22 protein-coding genes are annotated in these 23,164 nt (G+C 60.6%); 7 read left to right on the top strand and 15 right to left on the bottom strand.

The genetic code is table 11. The features are described from left to right. Window positions 1-19 precede the first annotated feature (19 nt). From IEX57_RS18395 to corA, 4 genes are all read right to left on the bottom strand, one after another. A complete protein-coding gene (locus tag IEX57_RS18395) occupies window positions 20-1,054 on the bottom strand; it encodes an FAD:protein FMN transferase (RefSeq protein WP_188706312.1) in 1,035 nt (344 codons plus the stop codon). Beyond that, on the bottom strand, window positions 1,054-2,007 hold the full coding sequence (gshB, locus tag IEX57_RS18400; RefSeq protein WP_188706314.1) for a glutathione synthase: 954 nt from the start codon (window positions 2,005-2,007) through the stop codon (window positions 1,054-1,056). The genes IEX57_RS18395 and gshB overlap by 1 nt, the downstream gene beginning before the upstream one ends. 143 nt (window positions 2,008-2,150) lie before the next feature. Continuing rightward, a complete protein-coding gene (gene gshA, locus IEX57_RS18405) occupies window positions 2,151-3,449 on the bottom strand; it encodes a glutamate--cysteine ligase (protein ID WP_188706316.1) in 1,299 nt (432 codons plus the stop codon). Window positions 3,450-3,566: 117 nt separating this feature from the next. Next, entirely contained in the window at window positions 3,567-4,526 is a 960-nt protein-coding gene (corA, locus tag IEX57_RS18410) for a magnesium/cobalt transporter CorA (protein ID WP_188706318.1), read from the bottom strand. Window positions 4,527-4,618: 92 nt separating this feature from the next. Between corA and prmC the strand changes: the two genes are divergently transcribed. Both prmC and grxD read left to right on the top strand, forming a co-directional pair. After that, window positions 4,619-5,428, top strand: a complete 810-nt coding sequence (gene prmC / locus IEX57_RS18415; protein WP_188706321.1) for a peptide chain release factor N(5)-glutamine methyltransferase — start codon at window positions 4,619-4,621, stop codon at window positions 5,426-5,428. 85 nt (window positions 5,429-5,513) lie between these two features. Continuing rightward, window positions 5,514-5,822 (top strand): Grx4 family monothiol glutaredoxin, encoded by a 309-nt coding sequence (grxD, locus tag IEX57_RS18420; RefSeq protein ID WP_188706323.1) that lies wholly within the window; start codon window positions 5,514-5,516, stop codon window positions 5,820-5,822. Window positions 5,823-5,892: 70 nt separating this feature from the next. Here grxD and IEX57_RS18425 read toward each other — a convergent pair whose 3' ends face one another. Then, complete coding sequence (locus IEX57_RS18425; protein ID WP_188706325.1) at window positions 5,893-6,573, bottom strand: glycine zipper 2TM domain-containing protein; 681 nt, start codon at window positions 6,571-6,573, stop codon at window positions 5,893-5,895. A 260-nt stretch (window positions 6,574-6,833) separates the two neighbouring features. On the opposite strand from IEX57_RS18425, the gene IEX57_RS18430 reads away from it, so the two are divergent. Beyond that, the gene (locus IEX57_RS18430) at window positions 6,834-7,778 is read left to right on the top strand and encodes a 5'-nucleotidase (protein ID WP_188706327.1); all 945 of its coding nucleotides are present in this window, start codon (window positions 6,834-6,836) and stop codon (window positions 7,776-7,778) included. A 238-nt stretch (window positions 7,779-8,016) separates the two neighbouring features. After that, on the top strand, window positions 8,017-9,219 hold the full coding sequence (locus IEX57_RS18435; RefSeq protein WP_229709100.1) for an ammonium transporter: 1,203 nt from the start codon (window positions 8,017-8,019) through the stop codon (window positions 9,217-9,219). A 59-nt stretch (window positions 9,220-9,278) separates the two neighbouring features. Here IEX57_RS18435 and IEX57_RS18440 read toward each other — a convergent pair whose 3' ends face one another. Next, window positions 9,279-9,767: an Lrp/AsnC ligand binding domain-containing protein gene (locus IEX57_RS18440; RefSeq protein ID WP_188706329.1), complete on the bottom strand. Its 489-nt coding sequence runs from the start codon at window positions 9,765-9,767 to the stop codon at window positions 9,279-9,281. Window positions 9,768-9,892: 125 nt separating this feature from the next. Here IEX57_RS18440 and IEX57_RS18445 point away from each other — a divergent pair, with 125 nt between their 5' ends. From IEX57_RS18445 to IEX57_RS18455, 3 genes are all read left to right on the top strand, one after another. Continuing rightward, the gene (locus IEX57_RS18445; RefSeq protein ID WP_188706331.1) at window positions 9,893-11,212 is read left to right on the top strand and encodes a D-amino acid dehydrogenase; all 1,320 of its coding nucleotides are present in this window, start codon (window positions 9,893-9,895) and stop codon (window positions 11,210-11,212) included. Window positions 11,213-11,245: 33 nt separating this feature from the next. Next, complete coding sequence (gene hemB, locus IEX57_RS18450; protein WP_188706333.1) at window positions 11,246-12,253, top strand: porphobilinogen synthase; 1,008 nt, start codon at window positions 11,246-11,248, stop codon at window positions 12,251-12,253. A gap of 363 nt (window positions 12,254-12,616) precedes the next feature. Further along, on the top strand, window positions 12,617-13,921 hold the full coding sequence (locus tag IEX57_RS18455) for a hemolysin family protein (RefSeq protein WP_229709111.1): 1,305 nt from the start codon (window positions 12,617-12,619) through the stop codon (window positions 13,919-13,921). A gap of 21 nt (window positions 13,922-13,942) precedes the next feature. Here IEX57_RS18455 and IEX57_RS18460 read toward each other — a convergent pair whose 3' ends face one another. The 9 genes from IEX57_RS18460 to IEX57_RS18500 all read right to left on the bottom strand — a co-directional run bounded on the left by IEX57_RS18460 (window position 13,943) and on the right by IEX57_RS18500 (window position 23,163). Continuing rightward, complete coding sequence (locus IEX57_RS18460) at window positions 13,943-15,160, bottom strand: MFS transporter (protein WP_188706339.1); 1,218 nt, start codon at window positions 15,158-15,160, stop codon at window positions 13,943-13,945. 172 nt (window positions 15,161-15,332) lie between these two features. Further along, window positions 15,333-16,382 carry an NADP(H)-dependent aldo-keto reductase gene (locus tag IEX57_RS18465; protein WP_188706341.1) on the bottom strand — a complete coding sequence of 350 codons (1,050 nt, stop codon included), beginning with the start codon at window positions 16,380-16,382 and terminating at the stop codon, window positions 15,333-15,335. Window positions 16,383-17,177: 795 nt separating this feature from the next. After that, window positions 17,178-17,765: an RBBP9/YdeN family alpha/beta hydrolase gene (locus tag IEX57_RS18470; protein ID WP_188706343.1), complete on the bottom strand. Its 588-nt coding sequence runs from the start codon at window positions 17,763-17,765 to the stop codon at window positions 17,178-17,180. Window positions 17,766-17,770: 5 nt separating this feature from the next. Next, window positions 17,771-18,571 (bottom strand): EAL domain-containing protein, encoded by an 801-nt coding sequence (locus IEX57_RS18475; RefSeq protein ID WP_188706345.1) that lies wholly within the window; start codon window positions 18,569-18,571, stop codon window positions 17,771-17,773. A 121-nt stretch (window positions 18,572-18,692) separates the two neighbouring features. Further along, entirely contained in the window at window positions 18,693-19,331 is a 639-nt protein-coding gene (locus tag IEX57_RS18480) for a peroxiredoxin (protein WP_188706347.1), read from the bottom strand. A gap of 126 nt (window positions 19,332-19,457) precedes the next feature. Next, complete coding sequence (locus tag IEX57_RS18485) at window positions 19,458-20,456, bottom strand: sulfate ABC transporter substrate-binding protein (protein WP_188706349.1); 999 nt, start codon at window positions 20,454-20,456, stop codon at window positions 19,458-19,460. Between the two features lie 100 nt (window positions 20,457-20,556). Next, window positions 20,557-20,895: a 2Fe-2S iron-sulfur cluster-binding protein gene (locus tag IEX57_RS18490; RefSeq protein ID WP_188706351.1), complete on the bottom strand. Its 339-nt coding sequence runs from the start codon at window positions 20,893-20,895 to the stop codon at window positions 20,557-20,559. Window positions 20,896-21,269: 374 nt separating this feature from the next. Further along, window positions 21,270-21,659: a RidA family protein gene (locus IEX57_RS18495; protein WP_229709101.1), complete on the bottom strand. Its 390-nt coding sequence runs from the start codon at window positions 21,657-21,659 to the stop codon at window positions 21,270-21,272. A 28-nt stretch (window positions 21,660-21,687) separates the two neighbouring features. Beyond that, entirely contained in the window at window positions 21,688-23,163 is a 1,476-nt protein-coding gene (locus IEX57_RS18500; protein WP_188706353.1) for an N-acyl-D-amino-acid deacylase family protein, read from the bottom strand. Window position 23,164 lies beyond the last annotated feature (1 nt).

A 23,164-nucleotide genomic window follows, 5' to 3' on the forward strand; every position in this document is an offset into this window, starting at 1 on the left:
CGGTTGCAGCGCAGCGTTTTCAGCGCAAACGGTAAACATGCGGCGGGGTAATCAGCCACTCTACCCGAGCTTGCATGGATGGTGTCAGGTACACGCTGCCATCATTGGCAACGATCAGCACATCCTTGACGCCAAACCGGGTGGCATAGCCGACAGCGTGTTCAAGCCCGCCGATAAACACCGGTTTGGTCAGCGCATCGGAAATCGCCCCGGCCTCACGTGATGCGGGGGCGATCACGGTGGCCGCCTGCATGGTTTGCGCGGGCCAGCCGGTGCGCGGGTCGATCAAATGGCAATAGCGCTTGCCGTCCACCTCAAAATACCGCTCGTAATCGCCAGAGGTGCCGATCGATTCGCCATCGGCCAGCGTGATCACCGCCATCGCCCCGGGTTTGCGCGGGTGTTGCAGGCCGACTTTCCAGGGCGCGTCGCCCTTCTTGCCCAGCGCCAGCACGTTGCCGCCGATATTGATGAGCGCGTTGTAGATGTGATGCTTGCGCAGATACGCCGCCGCGCGGTCCAGCGCAAAGCCCTTGAAGCCGCCCAGATCAATGTTCACGTCCGGGTTGGTGCTGGAGACGTTGGGGCCGTCAAAGCGCAGATCGTCCAGCGTGGGGTGCGCCGCGACCAGCGCCTTGAGCTTTTCCGGGTCTGGCAGGACGGGCGCAAAGGTATCGTTGTGAAAGCCCCAGGCCGCGACAAGATCGCCAATCGCGGGATCAAACAACTGGTCAGCGCGCTCGGCGTAGCTTTTGGCCTGCTGCAAGATGCTGATCATTTCCGGATCGGCCTGGGCACTCTGGCCCGCGGCAAACGCCTGGTTCAACCGGGTAATGTCAGACGGATGCCAGGCGTGCAGCCGCGCATGCAGGCGATCCAGATCGGCCAGAATGCTGGCGGTGGCCGCTTTGGCTTGATCCTCGGACGTACCGTAAATGGTGATCTGCACGCTGGTGCCAAAGACAAAGCTCTCTTGCTGGTACACCGGCGGTTTGCCGCAAGCGGCCAGCAACAGCGTGCACAACAGCGCCAGCAAACGGACAAACGCGCGCATCAGGCGAGTTTGCGCTCAAGCGCGTCGATAAACAGCGCGGCGACATCAATGCCGGATTGATCCGTGATTTCCTGAAAACACGTCGGGCTGGTGACGTTGATCTCTGTGACGTGCTCGCCAATCACATCCAGACCAACCAGGAACAAGCCTTTGGCAGCCAGTTCCGGCCCCAGCGTCTGGGCAATCTCGCGGTCTTTGGCCGTCAGTGGCCGGGCCACGCCGGTGCCACCGGCCGCCAGGTTGCCGCGGGTCTCGCCTGCCTTGGGGATGCGTGCCAGGCACCAGTCCACCGGCTGGCCATCAATGATCAGCACGCGCTTGTCACCGTCCTTGATGGCCGGCAGATAGCGCTGCGCCATGATGGTGGCGGTTTCATTGGCAGTAAGCATTTCAATGATCGAGCCGATGTTCGCGTCATCCGGACGGATGCGGAAAATGCCCATGCCGCCCATGCCATCAAGCGGCTTGAGAATCACATCGCCGTGTTCAGCCAGAAACGCGCGGATATCTGCTGCGCGCTGGGTCACCAGCGTCGGCGCGGTAAATTGCGGGTGTTTGAGAATGGCCAGTTTCTCGTTGTAGTCACGCAGCGTCTGGCCCGGGTTGAATACGCGCGCGCCTTGCGCTTCGGCCAGCGTCAGCAGATGCGTGGCGTACAGGTATTGCTGGTCAAACGGCGGGTCTTTGCGCATCAGCACCGCGTCAAAATCCTTGAGCGCCAGGTGCTGCGGTTCTGCCAGCGCAAACCAGTGCTTGTATTCCTGGGTGGCGGTGAAGGTCAGCCGTTGCGCGGCGGTTTCGACGCTGCCGTTGTGCACGCGCATATCATCAGCCAGCGTCACCCACAGCTCCCAGCCGCGCTTGTTGGCTTCGCGCAGCATGGCGTAGGTAGAGTCTTTGTGGATTTTGAAACCGGCAACGGGATCAGCAATGACAAGCAGGCGCGTGGACATATCCGGTATTCCAGACAAGTGATGACAAAGGGCAGATTTGATACGGAACGAGGCGGTTTCCCGCCTCATTTCCCCAGAGCCTGTCTACGATCTGCTGCGCGTCCATGACTGGCTAAGCAGATCTGGAACAGGCAGTGCCTGCATCAGGCTGCGAACGAGAGTTGGGGCTCCGGCGCGGTGGCCTCAATTTCGTGCGAAGCCGCCAGCAGCGCCAGCCGCGCCACCACACCGTACGAGTAGAAACGGTTGGGCGCGCTATCCGGTGCACCGTCGCAATCGGGCGTGGTACACGGCGAGGCAAACGCCAGCGGCTCAAAATGCATGCCCGGCGCGTTCAGGTTTTCTTCCGGGCCACGGCCCGTGTGCACGCGGTAGAAGCCGCCCACCACAAAGCGGTCGATCATGTAGACCACGGGCTCGGCCACGGCATCGTTGATGCTCTCGAAGGTCGGCACGCCTTCTTGCACGATCACGTCGTGCACTTCCAGGCCTTCCTTGATCACCGACATCTTGTTGCGTTGCTTGCGATTCAGGCCAATGACCTCATCCGCCGACTTCACGCTCATGATGCCCATGCCATAAGTACCGGCGTTGGCTTTGACGATCACGAACGGCTCGTGGTCGATGCCGTGTTCCTTGTACTTGACGCGGATTTTGGCCAGCGTGCTGTTCACCGCATCGGCCAGTTGTTCTTCACCGGCGCGGGCGTGGAAATCCAGGCCGTCGACGTGGGCAAAGTACGGGTTGATGGTCCACGGATCAATGCCGATCAGTTTGGCAAAATCAGCGGCAACGTTGTCATAGGCCGCAAAGTGCGTGGTCTTGCGGCGCACTGCCCAGCCGGCATGCGGCGGCGGCACCACAATCTGCTCAACGCCATCCAGAATGCCAGGAATGCCGGCAGAGAGGTCATTGTTCAGCAGCACGGCACACGGATCGAACCCGGCAAGGCCGACGCGGTTGCCGTTGCGCACCAGCGGCTCCAGCGTCAGTTTCTGGCCATCAGGCAGATCAAACGTGGTCGGCTCGGTGATTTCGGGGTTAAAGGTGCCCAGGCGCACCACCAGACCGGCCATTTTCATGATGCGGGTCAGCGCGGCGACGTTTTGCAGGTAAAAGGTATTGCGGGTGTGGTTTTCCGGGATCAGCAGCACGCGGCGTGCGTCCGGACACATGTTTTCCAGCGCCGTCATCACGGCCTGGACACCCAGCGGGTGAAATTCTGGATTGAGGTTGTTGAAACCGCCCGGGAACAGGTTCATGTCCACCGGCGCCAGCTTGTAGCCGGCATTGCGCAGATCCACCGAGCCGTAGAACGGTGGCGTCGATTCCTGCCACTGATTACGGAACCAGTGTTCGATTTCCGGCTGGGCCGAGAGAATGCGGCGCTCCAGATCCAGCAAGGGGCCAGACAGCGCGGTGGTGAGATGCGGAACGGTCATGGGGAACACTCGTCAAAAACAGCGTCAGCCAGAAATGCGGGCGGCATCCAGATAATACAACCCGCATGAGCATGTTTCACGTTCATCACGTCATCAGGTGACGGGTAGTCGCCCTGATTACAACCAGCCTTTTCGCTTGAAGAACCAATAAGGTGCAATCCCGGACATCACCATCAGCACCAGCGCGAACGGGTAGCCCAGATGCCAGCGTAATTCCGGCATGTCGCCAAAATTCATGCCGTAGATGCTGGCAATCACGGTTGGCGGCAGGAACACCACGGCGGCAATCGAAAAGATCTTGATGATCTTGTTCTGCTGCAAATTGATCAAGCCCATCACCGCGTCCATCAGGAAGTTGATCTTGTCGAACAAAAACGCAGTGTGGCTGTTCAACGATTCCAGATCACGCAGTACCTCACGCAGGTCTTTTTCCTGGTTCTTTTGCAACACGCGACAACGCAGCAAGAAAGACAGCGAGCGGCGCGTATCCATCAGATCCAGCCGTACCTTGCCGTTCAAGTCTTCCTGCGCGGCAATGTCGGCAACCGTGTCGGCCATGGCCGAGTCGGTCATTTCGGCATTGCGGTCCAGCACGCGGCGGCTGACTTTATCCAGATCGGTGTACACGCCTTCAAGCACGTCGGCGGCGTATTCCACCGCCACATCGTAAATGGACAGGAGAACGTCCTCGGCAGTTCGCACAAAATCGACCTGCATGCGGGCGCGCATGCGAAACAGCCGGAAAGCCGCCAGTTCTTCAGTACGGATCGACAGCAGGCGTCCTTCGTTCAAAAGAAAGGACACGGTGACGACTTCGCCGCTGTCATGATGCTGATGCAGGAAAAACGAATTGAGGTGAATCCCCGCCTCATCGACAAAACAGCGTGCCGAATCCTCGATGTCTTCCATCTCTTCGTCATCAAGTTTGAGGTGAAACACCTCTCGCAGCAGGGCGCGTTCGTGCTCGTTCGGCTCAACTGAATCAATCCAGACCACATCAGGGCGGATCAGGTCTTCGGCCGACTCAACGGGCACCGGCCGCAGCCGTTTGTCTACAAAACCATAAGCGGTCAGCATGGGATCGTCCTGCAAGGTTACCGCGCGCATTATAAGAGAACCCTGCGCCGCGCGCCTGGCTGGCCGCCTTGTAAATGCTCTACACTCTGTAGATGCCCACGTACCAAGAACTGGCCCGCGACAGCGGCCTTGACCGCCCCGATATCCACGCCCTGTTTCATCATCTGGGCGGATACAACCGTGCCTTCCTGATCACCCATGGTGATGAAGCCGCCGACCCCGCATTTGCCGAACGCTTTACCGCGCTGGCCGCGCGCCGCCGCGCTGGCGAACCGGTCGCCTATTTGCTGGGCGAGAAAGAGTTCTACAGCCTCACCTTCCAGGTCGGCCCGGGTGTGCTGATCCCGCGGCCGGAAACCGAATTGCTGGTGGATCTGGCGCTGGAACGCCTGCCGCAGGGCGGTGCGCTGGTTGATCTGGGCACCGGCAGCGGCATTATCGCCCTCACCATTGCCCATGAACGGCCGGACGCAACGGTGACCGCGCTGGATGTCTCTGCTGCCGCGCTTGAGATCGCCCGCGCCAATGCCAGTCGCCTTGCGCCGCAAGTGCGCGTGCTGCAAAGCGACTGGTACAGCGCACTGGGCCATGAACAATTTGCGGTGATTGTCTCCAACCCCCCTTATATCGAGCAGGATGATCCCCATCTGCAACAGGGCGATCTGCGGTTCGAGCCCCGCTCGGCCCTGACCGATGAGGCCGACGGGCTGGTGCATATCCGCAGCATCATCAACGGTGCCCGCCCGCGTTTGCTGGCGGGCGGCTGGCTGCTGTTTGAACACGGGTTTGATCAAGGCCTGGCCGCCCGTGACCTGCTGGAAGCGGCGGGTTTTGACCAGGTGCAGACCTGGCAGGATATCGCCGGCATGGACCGGGTCAGTGGCGGGCTTGCCCTGGCTTGACCGGAAAGCGTAAAATACCCGAGTAAATTAATCAGTTAAGGGCGCTGCCATCATCGCGGTGCCGCAACATACAGCGAGTTACCCTATGAGCATTCAGGAATCCATCCGTCAGACCGTCACCGAAAACCAGGTCGTGCTGTTCATGAAAGGCACGCCGACTTTCCCGCAGTGCGGCTTCTCTTCCGCTGCGGTCAGTATTCTGAAGTCCTGTGGCGCTGATTTTGTGGCCGTGAACGTGCTGGCCGATAACGATGTACGCCAGGGCATCAAGGAATACTCCAACTGGCCGACCATTCCGCAGCTCTACATCAAGGGCGAGTTTGTCGGTGGCTCGGACATCATGCGTGAGCTGTTCAGCTCTGGCGAGCTGCAACAAATGCTGCAACAAGGCTGATTGCCGGCGTCTGCAGACAACAAAAAACCCCGCCGATGCGGGGTTTTTTGCTGCGTGGCGTCAGTGACGCTCAGTGATGCCAGTAACCACCACGCCAGCCCCAGCCGCCACCCCAACCCCGGTAATAACCGTAGTTGATCGACAGTGCCGGGTACACCAGCGGCGCAGCAACCACCACCGGTGCAGTCTGGTACACCACCTGCGGTTGTTGCACCACCACGGTTTGCGGTTGATCCACATAGGTCGTGGTCGTTACCGGCGCAGTCTGCGCGGGCGGTGGCGAACCGCCATCCACACCAATGGATACCGGCACCTGGCGGCCCGGATCATAAGCCATGCGCGTGGTATAGCGCTGACCTGCGTATTCATAGGTCACGTCGTAGCCGACGGTGCGTTGCTGCTGGGTTTGCGTCGTCGCACAACGGTGGACCGTCTGGGTGGACACGCCGGCATTCTGGTTGGCGATATTGTCACCAGCCAGCGCACCCACGACGGCACCCGCCGCCGTCGCCGCGACATTGCCGTTGCCCTTGCCCACGGTATTGCCCAGCAAGCCGCCAAAAATACCGCCCAAAAGCGCGCCACCATACGTGCGCGGCTGCTGTACCTGGACTTGTTCATCCCAGCATGACTGTTGCGGCACCGACACCTGCTGCACCACCGGCACGGTGCTGATCACGCGACCGTACTCCGCGGCTTGTGCCAGACCGGCAACCCCGGCAAGACTCATCAGCAGAACGACTTTTTTCATTTTCCCACTCACTTGCAGCACCCGGCTGCGTGTTGTTCCCGTGCGCTCATGGCGCCGGTATTCCTATTTTGTGCCTGATGCGGTTCTCGCACCAGGGCGTAGCTCACACCCCGAATCTACGCTGTTTACAATGACTTGGAGCAACAAACACGACGTCCGGTTCGTGCTTTTTCGTATTCTTTACAAATGAAAGCCGGCAGATACAAAACCGCCCCAGCGGTTATCATGCAAACACCATTGCCAGCCACTTCGGGGTCCGCATGCCTTACTCTCTGGCCAATCAACTGGTCGTTGCCATTTCATCGCGCGCGCTGTTCGATTTCGAATCAGAAAACACGCTGTTCGAATCCGGTGATGCGACGGCCTACAAGGCGCTCCAGCTCAAACTGCTCGACAAACCGGCGGCGCCGGGCGTGGCCTACGCGCTGGTGCAAAAGCTGCTGGCCCTGAACGACGGCGACGCGCATCGGGTCGAGGTGGTGATCCTGTCGCGCAATGATCCGGTCAGCGGCTTGCGGGCATTTCGTTCTGCCCAGCACCACGGCCTGACGCTGGAACGCGGCGTGTTCACCCAGGGGCGGCCGCCGTTCAAATATCTGAACGCGCTGCACGCCAACCTGTTTTTGTCCATGAACGAAGCTGACGTACGCGATGCGCTGGCCGCCGGTTTCCCGGCGGCGCAGGTGTACCCGCAATCCGTGCACGCCGCTGGCCGGCACCCGGACGAAATCCGCATTGCCTTTGACGGCGACGCCGTGTTGTTTTCCGATGAAGCCGAACGCATTTACCAGCGCGATGGCCTGCCGGCTTTTCACCGGCACGAGCGGGATCATGTCACGCGCCCGCTTCCGCCCGGCCCGTTCAAACCGCTGCTCGAAGCCCTTCACCGCTTACAACGCGCCGAAGCCCCGGTGCGTTTACGCACGGCCCTTGTGACCGCCCGCAGCGCCCCGGCCCACGAACGCGCCATCCGCACCTTGATGGACTGGCAGATTGAAGTGGACGAAGCCATGTTCCTGGGCGGACTGGAAAAAGGCCCGTTCCTGCGCGAGTTCGAGCCGGACTTTTTCTTTGACGACCAGACCGGCCACTGCATTTCCGGCGCGCTGGCAGTGCCAACCGGCCAGGTCATTGCCGGCGTTGCCAATGACCCGGACGAATCTGGCGCACTCAAAGCGGGCGCCACAGTCATCAACAAAGTCTGAAACGCCCGAAAAACAGCCACGCGAAATTCGCATCGCATTAAATCGGTGCGTTTATTGCCAGCCTCAAACATCGCATGAACCATTTTGGTTCACAAAACGCACTTGTTTGTAATTAAAATCGAACAATATCAATACAAATCAAGGCGTTGAATTTCTGGCACACAGATTGCTTTTGGTGCACACCTACAAAAGTGCGCCACATTGAGGCGCACATTGCCCGACTCTGTGGAGCTTTTTTGTGAATCAACTTCCTGCCAGTAGCGACGTGCTGTTCATTCTGCTCGGCGCCATCATGATTCTGGCCATGCACGCCGGCTTTGCCTTTCTGGAACTGGGCACGGTACGCCAGAAAAACCAGGTCAACGCCCTCGTCAAAATCCTGACGGACTTCGCGGTCTCGGCCATTGCCTATTTCTTCATCGGCTACGGCATTGCCTACGGCGTGCATTTCATGGTGCCGGTGCACGACCTCAACGTGGGTCAGGGCTATGGCCTGGTGCGCTTTTTCTTTTTGCTGACCTTTGCTGCGGCGATCCCGGCCATCATCTCTGGCGGCATTGCTGAACGCGCACGTTTTCACCCGCAATCGGCCGCGACCTTCATGCTGGTCGGTTTCGTCTACCCGTTTTTTGAAGGCATGATGTGGAACGGCAACTATGGCGTGCAAGCCTGGTTGCAGAACCATTTTGGTGCGCAGTTTCATGACTTTGCCGGCTCGGTCGTCGTGCATGCCGTCGGCGGCTGGATCGCCCTGCCCGCCGTGCTCTTGCTGGGCGCCCGCAAAGGCCGTTACCGCAAGGACGGCGGCGTCAGCGCGCACCCGCCGTCATCAATCCCCTTCCTGGCGCTGGGTGCCTGGATTCTGATCGTAGGCTGGTTCGGCTTTAATGTGATGAGCGCGCAACGCATTGGCGGTATCTCTGGCCTCGTGGCGCTGAACTCGCTGATGGCCATGGTCGGCGGCACGCTGGCAGCCATGTTCGCCGGCAAGAACGACCCCGGCTTTATCCACAACGGCCCGCTGGCCGGCCTTGTTGCCGTCTGTGCCGGCAGCGATGTGATGCACCCGCTGGGCAGCCTTGTGGTCGGCGCCATTGCCGGCGGCATGTTCGTCTACCTGTTCACCATCACGCAAAACCGCTGGAAGATCGACGACGTGCTCGGCGTGTGGCCGCTGCACGGCCTGTGTGGCACCTGGGGCGGGATCGCGGCCGGCATCTTCGGCCAGACCTGGCTGGGCGGCGCCGGCGGCGTGAGCTTTGTCAGCCAGTTGATCGGCACCCTGATCGGCATTGTGATCGCCTTCGCCGGCGGTTTTGCCGTGTACGGCACGCTCAAGAAGCTGGTGGGTTTGCGACTGAGTGAAGAAGAGGAATATAACGGGGCAGACTTGTCCATCCACTACATTTCCGCCACGCCGGAAAGGGAAAGTCACTGGTAAACCCGGTTTACGCCATAAAAAACGCCGTCTGCATTGCAGGCGGCGTTTTTTTTGATCCGTCAATCCGGCAACGGCAGTGCCAGTGTTTCTTTGACTTCTTCCATCACCACATAACTGCGGGATTCCGCCGCGCTGGGCAGGCGCAGGAGGATGTCGCCCAGCAGGCGCCGGTAGTGGCTCATGTCGGGCAGGCGGGCTTTGAGCAGGTAGTCAAAGTCGCCAGAGATCAGGTGGCACTCCAGTACTTCGGGGATGCTGGCCACGGAGCGGCGAAAGTCATCAAACACTTCGCCGGATTTGCGCCCCAGTTTCAGTTCTACAAACACCAGCAGCGGCGCTTCCAGCAATTGGGGGTTGAGCCGGGCGTGGTAGCCGGTGATGACGTTGGTTTCTTCCAGCCGCTTTACACGCTCGGCACAGGGTGTGGCGGTCAGGCCGACGCGCTCGGCCAGTTCGGTGATCGGCATGCGGGCATTGGCCTGCAATAGCCGCAAAATCTTGTAATCGACGCGGTCCAGAGACCGTCCAGCCTGATAACGCGTGCGCATCTCAATGTAGTCCCTGTTTTTGACCTCAAATATGGAGAATATCACTCCGTAAGGCTTCATATACTCGGCTTATTCTCCAACTATATGACATACAACAGTGTGTCAAAAAACCACTGGGTCGAGCGATGAAAGCAATTGTGATTGGTGCGGGTGTAGTCGGTGTCACCACCGCTTATTACCTCAAGGCAGCGGGTTGCGATGTAACGGTGCTGGAGCGGTTATCCGGCCCGGCAGATGAAACCAGTTTTGGTAACGCCGGCCAGGTGTCGCCGGGTTATGCCGCGCCGTGGGCAGCGCCGGGGATTCCCTGGAAAGCCGTGAAATGGCTGTTGCACCCGGAACACGCGCCGCTGCGCATTCGCCCGGATGGTTCTTTCTTCCAGCTGGCCTGGATGGCCCGCATGGTGGCCAACTGTACCGAGGCCGCCTACGCCCGCAACAAAAACCGCATGGTGCCGCTGGCCGAGTACAGCCGCGATTGCCTGCGCCAGTTGCGCAAAGATCTGAACCTGAATTACGAAGAGCGCTCGCTCGGTACCTTGCAGATTTTCCGTAACGACAAACAACTGGCCGCCGGCAAACGCGACGCGGGCCTGCTGAACCAGATGAACGTGGCCAACCGCCTGCTGGATCAAGACAGCCTGCTGGATGTGGAACCGGCGCTCAAGGCCGTCGCGCACAAGCTCACTGGCGCGCTGCAACTACCCAATGACGAAACCGGCGACTGCAAGCTCTTTACCGAACGCCTCGCCGCCATTTGCGAGGGCATGGGCGTGAAGTTCCGCTATGGCGTGACGGTGCAATCGCTGGTCGCCAACAAGGGCCGCATCGACGCGGTAGAACTGGTGGGTGGCGAATCTGTGGTGGCCGATACCGTGGTGCTGGCCGCCGGCTGTGCCTCCCGCGCGCTGGCCTTGCCGCTGGGGCTGGACCTGCCGGTGTACCCGGTCAAGGGTTACTCGATTACCGTGCCGCTGACCAACCCGGAGGGCGCGCCGCGTTCGACCGTGCTGGACGAAACCTACAAGATTGCCCTCACCCGCTTTGATAACCGCCTGCGCGTCGGCGGCATGGCTGAGGTGGCCGGGTTTGACAAGCGCATTGACCCGACCCGTGTCGAGACGCTGAACATGGTCACCAATGATCTGTTCCCGCACGCCGGTGACGTGCGTCAGGCCACGCAATGGACCGGCCTGCGCCCGATGACGCCGGACGGCACGCCGATTGTGGGCGCGACCCCGTACGAAAACCTGTTCACCAATACCGGCCATGGTACGCTGGGCTGGACCATGTCTTGCGGTAGCGCGCGGGTGATTGCCGATGCCGTCCTGGGCCGCCGTTCAGAGATCGACGCCCGTGAACTGGGGATGGTGCGTTATGACAAACGCAATGCCCGTATTCACAGCGGCAATGGCGCGCAGGGTCAGATAAAATGGGCTGATTGATCTTCATCAATCAACCAGCGACCCAAGCCTGCCATGAGTTATCTACGCCAGTTCCCTGCCACGCGCATGCGCCGCATGCGTCGTGACGATTTCTCCCGCCGCCTGATGCGCGAAAACGTGCTCATGCCCAGCGACCTGATCCTGCCGGTCTTTGTGCATGAAGGTGAAAACCGCGAAGAAATCGTCGCGTCCATGCCGGGTGTAAAGCGTCAGTCCATCGACCTTTTGCTCAAGACCGCCAAAGAGGCAGTGGAACTGGGCGTGCCGGCGCTGGCCTTGTTCCCGTCCATTGATCCTGCGCTCAAGACCGAAGGCGCAGAGGAGGCCTGGAACCCGGCGGGTCTGATCCCGCGCACCGTACACGCGCTCAAGCAGGCTTTTCCGCAGCTGGGCGTGATCACCGATATCGCGCTGGACCCGTACACCAGCCACGGTCAGGACGGCCTGATTGATAGCGACGGTTACGTGCTGAATGAAGAAACCGTTGAAGCGCTGATCAAGCAGGCGTTGTGTCATGCCGCAGCGGGCGTCGATATGGTCGCCCCCAGCGACATGATGGACGGCCGCATTGGTTCTGTCCGCGCCGCGCTGGATGAAAAAGGCCATGAAATGACCAGCATCCTGGCGTATTCCGCCAAGTATGCTTCGGCCTTCTACGGCCCGTTCCGTGATGCGGTTGGTTCTGCGGCTACGCTGGGCAAGGGCAACAAGTTCCAGTACCAGATGGACCCGGCCAACTCAGATGAGGCGCTGCATGAAGTCGCCATGGATCTGACCGAAGGCGCCGACATGGTCATGGTCAAGCCAGGTATGCCGTATCTGGACATCGTCCGCCGCGTCAAAGAAGAATTTGGCGTGCCGACCTTTGTCTACCAGGTCTCTGGCGAATACGCCATGCTGCAGGCGGCCATCCGCAATGGCTGGCTGGATGAAAAGAAAGTGGTGCTGGAATCTTTGCTGGCGTTCAAGCGCGCCGGTGCCGATGCAATCCTGACCTATTACGCGCTGGATGCCGCGCGCTGGCTCAAGGGCCAGGTCTGATTGGCCGGCCGTATCCGGCCCACCGCGCAGTAACAAAAAACCCGCCAGTGGCGGGTTTTTTGTTACTGGTTACCGGCAACGCGATACAACTGCGCCGGGATGCGATCCGAAAAAGTAGACCATGCGATGGCACTGCCGCACAGGACGAGCAACAACACAAAATGGGCGGCTTTCATGCTTTTCCTTCTTTGCCTGGAACTGATCTGGATCAGATTCCTTGCCAGCCACTCCGGTTCAACGTGCGTAAATAATCCCTGTTCCCCGCTATTCCCTGCAAATAAAGGGGCGGCGCAAAACGGCGGCGTCGGTTAAAGTGGTGAACATCACTTGCATTTGTTCTCCCCCTCAATGAGTAGCAGCTTGATGCTGGTTGTACTGGCCGTCGCACTGGTTTTGCTGAACGGCTTTTTTGTGGCCGCCGAGTTCGGCCTTGTGAAACTGCGGCAGACCCAGGTCAAGGCCATGGCCCGCATGTACGGTCTGCGCGGCCGTATCCTGGAAAAAACCCACGCCGATCTGGATGCCTATCTCTCGGCCTGCCAGCTGGGGATCACGCTTGCATCACTGGGCCTGGGCTGGGTGGGCGAACCCGCTTTTGCGCACCTGATCGAGCCCGTGCTGGGCTGGGTGGGCGTGACCAGCGCCGAAGTCATCAGCGGCGTGTCTTTTGCCGTCGCCTTCTTCACGATCTCGTTCCTGCACATTGTGGTGGGTGAGCTCGCGCCCAAATCCATGGCGATCCGCAAATCCGCCACCATTGGCCTGTGGACGGCGCCACCGCTGTATGCGTTTTACTGGTTGATGTATCCGGCCATCTGGGCGCTCAACGCCAGCGCCGCGCTGGTACTGCGGTTACTGGGTTTGTCGATGACGCATGAGCACGAAGGCGATTACTCGGCCGACGAGATCAAGCTGATCATGCGCAGCAGCAAGCCGGAGGCCGGGTTTTCACGCAAGGCATGGCGCACGCTGGCGCAGTCGCTGGATTTCCCGTCGCTGGATGTGGCCGACCTGATGCATCCGTTCACCGATGCCGTGGTGCTGGACGCCCGCAATACGCTGGAAGAGAACCTGGACCTGATCGCCAGCAACCGCTACAGCCGTTATCCCTATCTGGATGCCAGCGGCAAGATCAAGGGCGTGATCCACCTTAAAGACATCTTCCTGGCCAGCCGCCATGGCCGCCTGGAAAAAACGCTGGATTCGCTGGTGCGCACTGCAGAGCTGGTGCTGCCTACGCTGCCTGCCCGTACCTTGCTGGAACGCATGCGCAGCGGCTCGCCGCACTTTGCAATTGTGGCCTGGGCCGACGACAACGAAGACCCTGTCGGCTTTATCACCATGGATAACCTGCTGAGCGCCATGGTCGGTGAAATCCGCGACGAGTTCCGCCAGAATCAGGACGACTGGACATCCATGGATGACGGCTCATTGATCGGCAAGGGCACCTTGCCGGTGGTGACGCTGGAACGCGCGCTGGGCATTGATATTGATGTCGATGGTGCTGATACGGTGGGCGGCCTTGTGCAACTGAAAACCGGCCGTGTGCCTGAAGAAGGCGAGCGTATCGAGTTTGATCGCTTCAGCGTGGTGATCAAGAAAATGCGCGGGCCCCGCATTGTGCTGGTCCGCATCTATCCCAGAGTGAAGGCGGTGGCAGCGGAATAAACCCGCTGCCATCCCTGCTGTTTACGCCGGCTTGCTGACCAGCGATTCGCGCTGGGTCAGTTGCGGGAACCAGCGCATCCACAGCCCCACCACAATCAGCGTGCCCACGCCGCCGATCACCACCGCCGGAATCGGCCCCAGCAGCGCGGCCGTCACGCCAGACTCAAACTCGCCCAGCTGGTTGGATGCGCCGATAAAGATCGAACTCACGGCGCTGACCCGGCCGCGCATGGCGTCTGGGGTTTCCAGTTGCACCAGCGACGAGCGCACCACCACGCTGATCATGTCCGACGCCCCCAGCACCGCCAGCGCGCCCAGCGACACAAAGAAGTTGCTGGAAAGCCCGAACACAATGGTCGCCAGCCCAAACAGCGCCACCGCGCCAAACATGATCTTGCCCACGCGCCGCTGCAGCGGGTTGTGCGCCAGGTAGACCGACATCAGCAACGCGCCCACCGCCGGGGCCGAGCGCAACATGCCCATGCCCCACGGGCCGGTATGCAGGATGTCTTTGGCGTAGATCGGCAACAACGCCGTCGCGCCGCCCAGCAGCACGGCAAACAGATCAAGCGAGATCGCCCCCAGGATCACCTTTTTCTCGCGGATGTAGTGAATACCCGCAAACAGGAACGCCAGCGAAGCCGGTGGCTGTTTGTTCTCTACCTTGCGCAACAACGGCAAGGTGCCCACCGCCACCGTGGCAATGAACCAGGCCACCGCACACGTGGCATACACCGCGTCCGGGCCGATGGCGTAAATGAAACCACCCAGCGCCGGGCCAGAGATAATGCCGATCTGCATCACGCTGGAGTTCAGCGCCAGTGCGCGCGGCAGGTCGTCCTCGGTCACCAGGCTGGGCACCAGCGCCTGCAAGCTGGGCGATTCAAACGCGCGGCCCGCGCCAATGCAGAATGCGCCGACATACAACAGCACTGGCGTGAGCAAATGAAAGAAACTTCCCAGCGCCAGCAGCAAGGCGACCGTGCCTTCCAGCCCCTGGCACAAGGTGACAATACGGCGGCGGTCATAGCGGTCTGCCACATGCCCGACGACCAGCGTCAGCAGCAGTTGCGGCAGAAACTGGGCAATGCCGATAAACCCCAGGTTCAGCGCGGAATGGGTCAGGTCATACATCTGCCAGCCCACGGCCACGGCCAGCATCTGGTACGCCAGAAAAGAGCCCAGGCGGCTTGCCAGGAAGTGTCGGTAGGGTTTCAGTGCCAGTAGCGATGAGGCCATTGCGGGCGTATTCCGGGAAATGGAAAACGGAACCGGCAAACGCCGGTTCCGTTTATACAAACTCTGGGTGGGCCGCAGCCGTTGACAGGCTGCGGCCAACATCAACTCGCAACGGGTCAGTCCTTACTGGCAGGGCATTACGCGCCACCAGCAAAAGCCCAACCCGACACGATCAAGGAGCCGGGTTAGGCTGCTTGACGTGAACGGCTTCAATCTCGGCGAGGATCTCTGCGCCGAGCGTCACGTTCACGCTTTCGATGTTCTCTTTCAATTGCGCCATGGTGGTGGCACCAATCAGGTTGCTGGTCACAAACGGGCGGCTGTTCACAAACGCCAGCGCCATCTGGGCCGGGGACAACCCGTATTTGCGGGCGATCTCGACATACCCGGCAATGGCGGTTTCCACTTCCGGTTTGGTATAGCGGGTAAAGCGCTGATACAGCGTGACACGGCCATCCGCCGGGCGCTGACCATTGAGGTACTTGCCCGACAACGTGCCAAACGCCAGCGGCGAATAAGCCAGCAGGCCGACGTGTTCACGGTGGCTGAACTCGGACAGGCCGATTTCAAACGTGCGGTTCACCAGCGAATACGGGTTCTGGATCGACACAATGCGCGGCAGGTTGTGCTTTTCCGCCGCAGCCAGGAACTGCGCCACGCCCCACGGCGTTTCGTTGGACACGCCCACATGACGCACCTTGCCGCTCTTGACCAGTTCGGCCAGGGCCGACAGCGTTTCGTCGATCGCCACGGTTTCTTCACCATCCACCCACGGATACGCCAGGCGCCCGAAGGTATTGGTGCTGCGATCCGGCCAGTGCAACTGGTACAGATCGATGTAATCCGTCTGCAGGCGCTTGAGGCTGCCTTCCACCGCCGCAAACAAGCTGGCGCGGTTGTGATTGGTCTGACCACCACGGATATGGTTGGGCTGATGCGCCTGACGCACCGGGCCGGCCGCCTTGGTGGCAATCACCACCTCTTTGCGACGGCCAGTCTTTGCCAGCCAGGTACCAATGTACTCCTCAGTGCGGCCCTGGGTTTCCGGCTTGGGCGGCACCGGGTACATCTCTGCTACATCAAGAAAATTCACGCCTTGCGTGAGCGCGTAATCAATCTGCTCATGCGCCTGCGCTTCAGTGTTCTGCTCGCCCCAGGTCATGGTGCCAAGGCCGATCAGGCTGACTTCCAGATCGGTACGACCAAGCTTGCGGTATTCCATTGTGTCTCCTGGTTCTCGTGGACGCATGTCGCGTTGACGGCCAGACATACACTCTCTGGCCGGTTTGAATCCTGCGTGCGAACTTCGCGGCGGCGGGCCCGATGATACCGGCTTTATGATTTCAAATGTAACGACTCACTCGAAAAACCGTTGACCCGACCGGTCGTATATTAACCTGTTTCAAACGCCAGACTATGCCGAATGGATGACCTCCGCCCCCCAATGGGCAGCCCTGGCAATGCCAATTGCGGCGGATAAAACCAGCGCAGCAGCTGCTGTGGCCGTTGCCGTTGCCGTTGCCGTTGCCGTTGCCGTCGCAGTTGCCGTCGCAGTTGCTGTTGCAGTTGCTGTTGCAGTTGCTGTTGCAGTTGCTGTTGCTTTTGACTTGCCTCCCCTTGACTGCGCCGAGCATCGCAGCAAGGCGCGGCGATCAAGGCGAAGCGGTAGGCCAAAGGCCGAACTCGCGAGCCAGCCGCGACTTGCGAGAAGCACAGGGAACTCGCGTAGCGAGCGCAGTCGCCGGGGTCGCCTTTCTTTTGGGTACTTTTCTTTGGCGATCCAAAGAAAAGTACCGTGCTCCGGGCACCCCCGGGTATCAAAACCACCGCGCCGTCAGGCGCTAACAAAGGGTTTCTCGCCAGCAAAGGCCACCTACGGCGGCCAACTGGATTCCGGCCTCCGCCAGAATGACGAGGCAGCTGGCACTGCCAAGCAATACTTCTCGCCTCAAACACCCCATTCTCACCAACAAATCACCACAACCACCTCAAACCCCAAATCCCAAAACCCAAAACCTCAATTCATCCGCCCCAACTTCCTCACCAGCTGCCGCAACAACTTCACCCCTACCGGCCAATCCCCATGCCCCGAATCCACATTGATATGCCCCACGCCCGAGAGCGGCACCAGCTCACTCCCCCACGTCGCCGCCAGCGCCGTTGCGCGGTCCAGCGTGCAAGTGGGATCGTTGTCGCTGGCCACCACCACGCTGGGGAACGGCAAGGGCCGTGCCGGCAAAGGCATGAAGCCCTGAAAGCTGTCCGGTGCTTCATCGCGGGTGACATCGGCCGGCGCCACCAGCAGCGCACCGCCAATCTGATGCGCGCGACGGGTGAGTGCGGACCAGTGCCCGACTGTCACGCAGCCCAGACTGTGCGCCACCAGCACGGTGCGGCCGGGGGCTTTGTCCAGCGTGGTTTCCAGGCCGGCCACCCATTCCGCGGCGCGCGGGTTGTTCCAGTCGCGCTGCTCTACCCGGATCAGTTCCGGATACTGCTCGCACCAGCGGGTCTGCCAGTGTTCGTCGCCAGAGCCGCGCCAGCCTGGCGCCACCACAATGCTGTTGCCGGCCTCCAGCCAGCGTTCAATCGGGTCGATCATCATTGTGCTTATCCCCGTGGTTCACCCAGATAGAACCCTTGCAGCAGATCGGCGCCGGCATCGCGCGCAATGCTGTGCTGGGTTGCGGTTTCAATGCCTTCCACCACAACGGTGGCGTCCAATTCGTGCAGCAGGGCCACCAGCCGGGGCAGTGCGCGCTGCAGGCGTGGCGAGGTGGCAGCTTCGGCAATCAGCACCCGGTCCAGCTTGACCACGTGCGGCTCCAGCTGCCACAGGCGATCCAGATTGGCGTGGCGGCTGCCAAAGTCATCAATGGCAATGCGGTAGCCCAGGCTGCGATAGTTGTTCACGGCATCGCGCACGCGGTTCAGTTCGCCCGGCGCGATTTCGTCTTCGACGATTTCCAGCACAATTTGCGCCGGTTGCCAGTTCACGCTTTGCAACACGCGTTCAAACACCACGCCGTGCCGCTCCACACCGGTCAACAGGCCGGGGTGTACGTTCAGGAACAGGCATTTCTGGTCGCTGTGAAACGTGGCGTAGTTGTACAGATGCAGCGTGCGCGCCAGCCGGTCAAAACTGATCAGGCGGCCATGCGCGGCAGCGGCCTGGAAGGCACCAGCGGGCGATAATGGCTTGCCGCGGGCAGAGGCGCGCAGCAGCGCTTCATGACCTTGTACGTTGCCGTGGGCATCCAGCAACGGCTGAAACACGCTGGTCAGGGCCAGCCCCAGCGCGCGCACGCCCATCCCCCGCGAGCCATCAATGCTGAAGCTGGCTTCGGGCCAGTCTTGCCGGATAAAGTCCGGCAACGGCAGAACGGGAAGGTGGGTTTCCGGATGCGTCATGGCTCTTGCAGTTGCAGCCGCAAACCGCGGCAAAACGGTGGATCAGCGCGGATTACGGCAAAAAAAACGCCAGGCCCCAGGACCTGGCGGTCAGACCGTGGTGAAAAACCGTGATCCGTGATTACTTGTTCGGTTGCGGTGTCAGGCGCAGATACGGGCGCACGGCACGATAACCCTTGGGGAAACGTTGCTTGATTTCGGCCTCGTCCTGCAAGGAGGGCACGATCACCACTTCATCACCGTCCTGCCAGTTGGCCGGCGTGGCCACTTTGTAGTTGTCCGTGAGTTGCAGCGAATCAATTACGCGCAGGATTTCATTGAAATTGCGACCCGTGCTGGCCGGATAGGTCAGCGTGGTACGGATCTTCCTGGCCGGGTCAATGATGAACACCGTGCGTACGGTGGCATTGGCCAGTGAATTCGGGTGAATCATGTCGTACAGCGTGGCCACTTTTTTATCCGCATCGGCAATGATGGGGAAATTGACCCGCGTGTTTTGCGTTTCGTTGATGTCTTCAATCCACTTGGTATGAGAGTCGAGCGGGTCCACGCTCACGGCCAGCGGTTTGACGTTCCGCTTCTTGAATTCGTCCGCCAGCTTGGCGGTGTAGCCCAGTTCGGTGGTGCAAACCGGGGTGAAATCAGCGGGGTGAGAGAACAGGACAATCCACTTCTCGCCAGCCCATTCGTGGAAATGGATCGGGCCTTCGGAAGACTCTTGGGTGAAATCGGGGGCTACATCGCCCAGGCGCAGCGTCATCGTGTTACTCCTGCTTCAAATCTGGTCAGCATCCGTGTTGGTGACAGGGCCGCAGCAGGGCGGCCCGCCCGTACGAACGCCAGGTCCGCGACCGGCATCCGTACCCTGCTTATAGCCTTTTCCGGTTCAGCGTGCGTTATAAATCTGGTCGAACACACCGCCATCAGCGAAGTGGGTTTGCTGTGCCTTGGCCCAGCCACCAAACACATCGTCGATATCAAACAGTTGTACTTTGGGGAACTGGCCGGCGTACTTGGCGTACACGTCCTTGTCGATCGGGCGGTAGAAATTGCGGGCGGCAATTTCCTGGCCTTCCTTGCTGTACAGGTACTTCAGGTATTCCTCGGCCACCTTGCGGGTGCCCTTCTTGTCGACCACCTTGTCCACCACGGCTACCGGCGGCTCGGCCTTGATCGAGATCGACGGCGTCACGATGTCAAACTTGTCGGCGCCAAATTCTTTCTGCGACAGCACGGCTTCGTTTTCCCAGGCCAGCAGTACATCGCCCAGACCACGCTGGGTGAAAGAGATCGTCGAGCCGCGCGCGCCGGTATCGAGCACCGGAACGTTCTTGTACACCTTCTGGATGTAGTCTTTGGCCTTGTCGTCCGAACCGTAGGTCTTCTTGGCCCAGCCATAGGCAGCCAGGTAAGCCCAGCGTGCGCCGCCGCTGGTTTTCGGGTTGGCGGTAATCACTTTTACGTCAGAGCGGACCAGGTCGGTCCAGTCCTTGATGTGCTTGGGGTTGCCCTTGCGGACGAGGAACACGATGGTGGAGGTATACGGGGTAGCGTTATCCGGCAGTTTCTTTTGCCAGTCCGGCGCCAGCAGCTTGCCCTTGTCGGCCAGCACGTCAATGTCGTAGGCCAGCGCCAGCGTCACCACATCGGCCTGCAGGCCATCCAGGACAGAACGCGATTGCGCGCCAGAGCCGCCGTGCGATTGCCGAATGGTGACGTCGTCGCCGGTCTTGGCCTTGTAGTACTTGGCAAAGGCCTTGTTGTAATCCTGGTAGAGCTCACGGGTCGGGTCGTAGGACACGTTGAGCAATTCAAAGCTGGCGGCCAGCGAAGAAGTGGCGGCGAAAGCAAATACGAGCGAGGTCAACAACGGCTTGAAACGCATGGCGGCAGATCCCTTTAGGCTTGTTATTTATCAAGACAAGCCAGATCATGCCATTTAGCTATTTAACGACAAAGACTATTAAACTACTTTCTAATGCTTTTCAGAAATATACGAAAAGCTCGCGTTCCAGCGCCACGTGACAGGCCAGACGCGGCAATTCCGGGCTGTCTGGCTGCTCTTTGGCGGCCGATGGCGCCATCAGCCCTAGGCGGATCAGCACATTGCGTTCAATCCCCGACAACTGCACGGGCCTGGGCTGGCCTTCATGCAGCAGACGCACCAGACACGCCCCGCACGTGCCCTGCCCGCAACGCCAGCTCATGGGCAGTGTGCCGGCGCTGACCTGATCGCGCACCACATCAATCAGACGCTGGCCCGGCTCGCCCTGGACCGAGAGCGGGCTGGCCAGCTTTTCAGAGACAAAGGTTACGGTGGGCATGGGGGCTCAGGATCTCGGGAAAATGGGTTGGGACTGCTAGCCAGAACACCACACCCTGGCATCCTGCCATTGCGTGATTCCTGCCCAGCCAGGAATCCAGTTCTGAACGCGTGCGCCGCCATTGAATGTTCTTGCCAGCAAAAGCCCACCTGCGGTGGGCGTGCTGGATTCCTGCCTGCGCAGGAATGACGAGTTAGTGGTGGTGCCAGGGGAAGTGTGATTTGCGGGCGACGCAGGCAGGCACAATTTGCCAACGTGCACATCGCCACATGGCTCATACGCCGCGCGCGGCACACCGCACACCGCACACCGCACACCTCACTCCTCACTCCTCACTCCTCACTCCTCACACCTCGCATCCCGCAGGCCCCGCCTCACGGCTTCTTGTATGCCACGCAATCGACTTCCACCTTGCAGTCGATCACCATGCTGGACACCACGCACGCACGTGCCGGCGGGTTTTCGCCGAAGTATTCCTTGAAGACCTTGTTGAAAGACTGGAAGTCACGCGGGTCGTCCAGCCAGACACCACAGCGCACCACGTGCTCTGTGCCGTAGCCGGCTTCTTTCAGGATGGCGATCAGGTTCTGGATGGTCTTGTGTGATTGCGCGACGATGCCGCCCTCAATCACTTCGCCGTTTTCCATTGGCGTCTGGCCGGATACAAACAGCCAGCCATCCGCGCCGGCAGCGCGGGCAAAGGGCAGATGCTGGCCGCCAGTACCGGTGCCACCGCCAACGCCGTAACGGGTAATGTCGCTCATGAGTTACTCCTTGTTCGTTGAAATCAGTTCAGGCCGCAGACGCGGCTGCGGGCAATTTGTTGCCAACACGACCACGCCGCAGGAAACGCCCGGCACGGCGGCCGGTGGGTTGTTTGCTGGTGGCGGATAACACGCCGTTGACCCACACCGCGGCGATACCTTCGGCCGCTTGTTGCGGGTCGGTAAAGGTGGCCAGATCACGTACGGTTTCCGGGTCAAACAAAACGAGATCGGCCCAGTAGCCTTCGCGGATGAAACCGCGTTCGGCCAGGCCAAAGCGCTCAGCCGACAATCCGGTCATCTTGTGCACGGCTTCGGGCAATTCAAACAGTTGCTGTTCGCGGCAGTAATAGCCCAGCACACGCGGGAAGGCGCCCCACAGCCGTGGGTGCGGCATGGGGTCGTTGGGCAGGCCGTCCGAGCCCACGGCAGTGGCCGGGTGTTTGAGCACGTTGCGCACGTCCGCTTCGCTCATGCAGTGATACACCGCGCCGGCCGGTTGCAGGCGTTTGGCCGCTTCCAGTTGCGGTACGCGCCACTCTGCGGCGATCTCGGCCAGCAGCTTGCCGCCCATGGCCGGATGCGGTGTCGACCAGGTGATCAGGATGTCGATCTGGTCAGTGACTTGTTTCAGGTCCAGCGTCGATGAACTGGCGGTATAGGGATAGCAGTCGCAGCCGACCACTTGCTCTTTGCGCGCAGCGTCCAGCGCCTTGAGGACATCCACCGTGCGGCCCCAGTTCTCGACACCGGCGCATTTCAGGTGCGAGATCACCACCGGCACGCGCGCATGTTTGCCGGTCTGGAACGCTTCATCCATGGCGTCCAGAATCTCGGCAAATTCGCTGCGCAGATGGGTGGTGTAGATGCCGCCGGCGTCGGCCAGCGGCTCGGCCAGCGCCAGCACTTCCTGGGTGCTGGCGGCAAAGGCGTTGGCGTAGGCCAGACCGGTCGACAGCCCCAGCGCGCCGTAATCCAGCGCTTCGGCCAGTTGGGCGCGCATGGCGGCAATTTCTTTGGGCGTGGCGGCCCGGTCCAGCGTATCCATATGGTTCTGCCGCAAAGCGGTATGGCCGATCAACGCCGCCACATTGACCGACGGGCTGGCCGTGTTCACCGCATCGGCATAGGCGCCAAAGCTGGGGTAACGGAACGCCTCTGCCGTGCCCAGCAGGTTCATCGGGTCAGGCGGGTCACCCTTGAGCGTCACGGGCGAGGCGCTGATGCCGCAGTTGCCGACAATCACGGTAGTCACGCCTTGCGAGAGCTTGGGCCACATCTGCGGCTGGCGGATGACATTGGTGTCGTCATGCGTGTGCACGTCGATAAACCCCGGGCTGAGCACTTTGCCGTTGGCGTCGATGACCTCGGCCGACACCCAGTCTGCCAGCGTGCCAATCGCCACAATGCGGCCTTGCGTCACCGCAACATCGCCATTCCGGGCCGGTGCACCGCTGCCGTCAATAATGCGCGCGTTGCGGATTAACAGATCACATTGGGACATG

Source organism: Silvimonas iriomotensis, from assembly GCF_014645535.1.
GTDB classification, from domain to species: Bacteria; Pseudomonadota; Gammaproteobacteria; order Burkholderiales; family Chitinibacteraceae; genus Silvimonas; species Silvimonas iriomotensis.

Coding starts and splice junctions, on each gene's coding strand:
- gshA (WP_188706316.1), bottom strand. CDS start 3,449: ATGACCGTTCCGCATCTCACCACCGCGCTGTCTGGCCCCTTGCTGGAT.
- IEX57_RS18455 (WP_229709111.1), top strand. CDS start 12,617: ATGCTGGTTGTACTGGCCGTCGCACTGGTTTTGCTGAACGGCTTTTTT.
- prmC (WP_188706321.1), top strand. CDS start 4,619: ATGCCCACGTACCAAGAACTGGCCCGCGACAGCGGCCTTGACCGCCCC.
- grxD (WP_188706323.1), top strand. CDS start 5,514: ATGAGCATTCAGGAATCCATCCGTCAGACCGTCACCGAAAACCAGGTC.
- IEX57_RS18430 (WP_188706327.1), top strand. CDS start 6,834: ATGCCTTACTCTCTGGCCAATCAACTGGTCGTTGCCATTTCATCGCGC.
- IEX57_RS18500 (WP_188706353.1), bottom strand. CDS start 23,163: ATGTCCCAATGTGATCTGTTAATCCGCAACGCGCGCATTATTGACGGC.
- IEX57_RS18440 (WP_188706329.1), bottom strand. CDS start 9,767: ATGCGCACGCGTTATCAGGCTGGACGGTCTCTGGACCGCGTCGATTAC.
- IEX57_RS18495 (WP_229709101.1), bottom strand. CDS start 21,659: ATGAGCGACATTACCCGTTACGGCGTTGGCGGTGGCACCGGTACTGGC.
- IEX57_RS18475 (WP_188706345.1), bottom strand. CDS start 18,571: ATGACGCATCCGGAAACCCACCTTCCCGTTCTGCCGTTGCCGGACTTT.
- IEX57_RS18465 (WP_188706341.1), bottom strand. CDS start 16,382: ATGGAATACCGCAAGCTTGGTCGTACCGATCTGGAAGTCAGCCTGATC.
- hemB (WP_188706333.1), top strand. CDS start 11,246: ATGAGTTATCTACGCCAGTTCCCTGCCACGCGCATGCGCCGCATGCGT.
- IEX57_RS18485 (WP_188706349.1), bottom strand. CDS start 20,456: ATGCGTTTCAAGCCGTTGTTGACCTCGCTCGTATTTGCTTTCGCCGCC.
- gshB (WP_188706314.1), bottom strand. CDS start 2,007: ATGTCCACGCGCCTGCTTGTCATTGCTGATCCCGTTGCCGGTTTCAAA.
- IEX57_RS18460 (WP_188706339.1), bottom strand. CDS start 15,160: ATGGCCTCATCGCTACTGGCACTGAAACCCTACCGACACTTCCTGGCA.
- IEX57_RS18490 (WP_188706351.1), bottom strand. CDS start 20,895: ATGCCCACCGTAACCTTTGTCTCTGAAAAGCTGGCCAGCCCGCTCTCG.
- IEX57_RS18470 (WP_188706343.1), bottom strand. CDS start 17,765: ATGATGATCGACCCGATTGAACGCTGGCTGGAGGCCGGCAACAGCATT.
- IEX57_RS18395 (WP_188706312.1), bottom strand. CDS start 1,054: ATGCGCGCGTTTGTCCGTTTGCTGGCGCTGTTGTGCACGCTGTTGCTG.
- IEX57_RS18480 (WP_188706347.1), bottom strand. CDS start 19,331: ATGACGCTGCGCCTGGGCGATGTAGCCCCCGATTTCACCCAAGAGTCT.
- IEX57_RS18445 (WP_188706331.1), top strand. CDS start 9,893: ATGAAAGCAATTGTGATTGGTGCGGGTGTAGTCGGTGTCACCACCGCT.
- IEX57_RS18425 (WP_188706325.1), bottom strand. CDS start 6,573: ATGAAAAAAGTCGTTCTGCTGATGAGTCTTGCCGGGGTTGCCGGTCTG.
- corA (WP_188706318.1), bottom strand. CDS start 4,526: ATGCTGACCGCTTATGGTTTTGTAGACAAACGGCTGCGGCCGGTGCCC.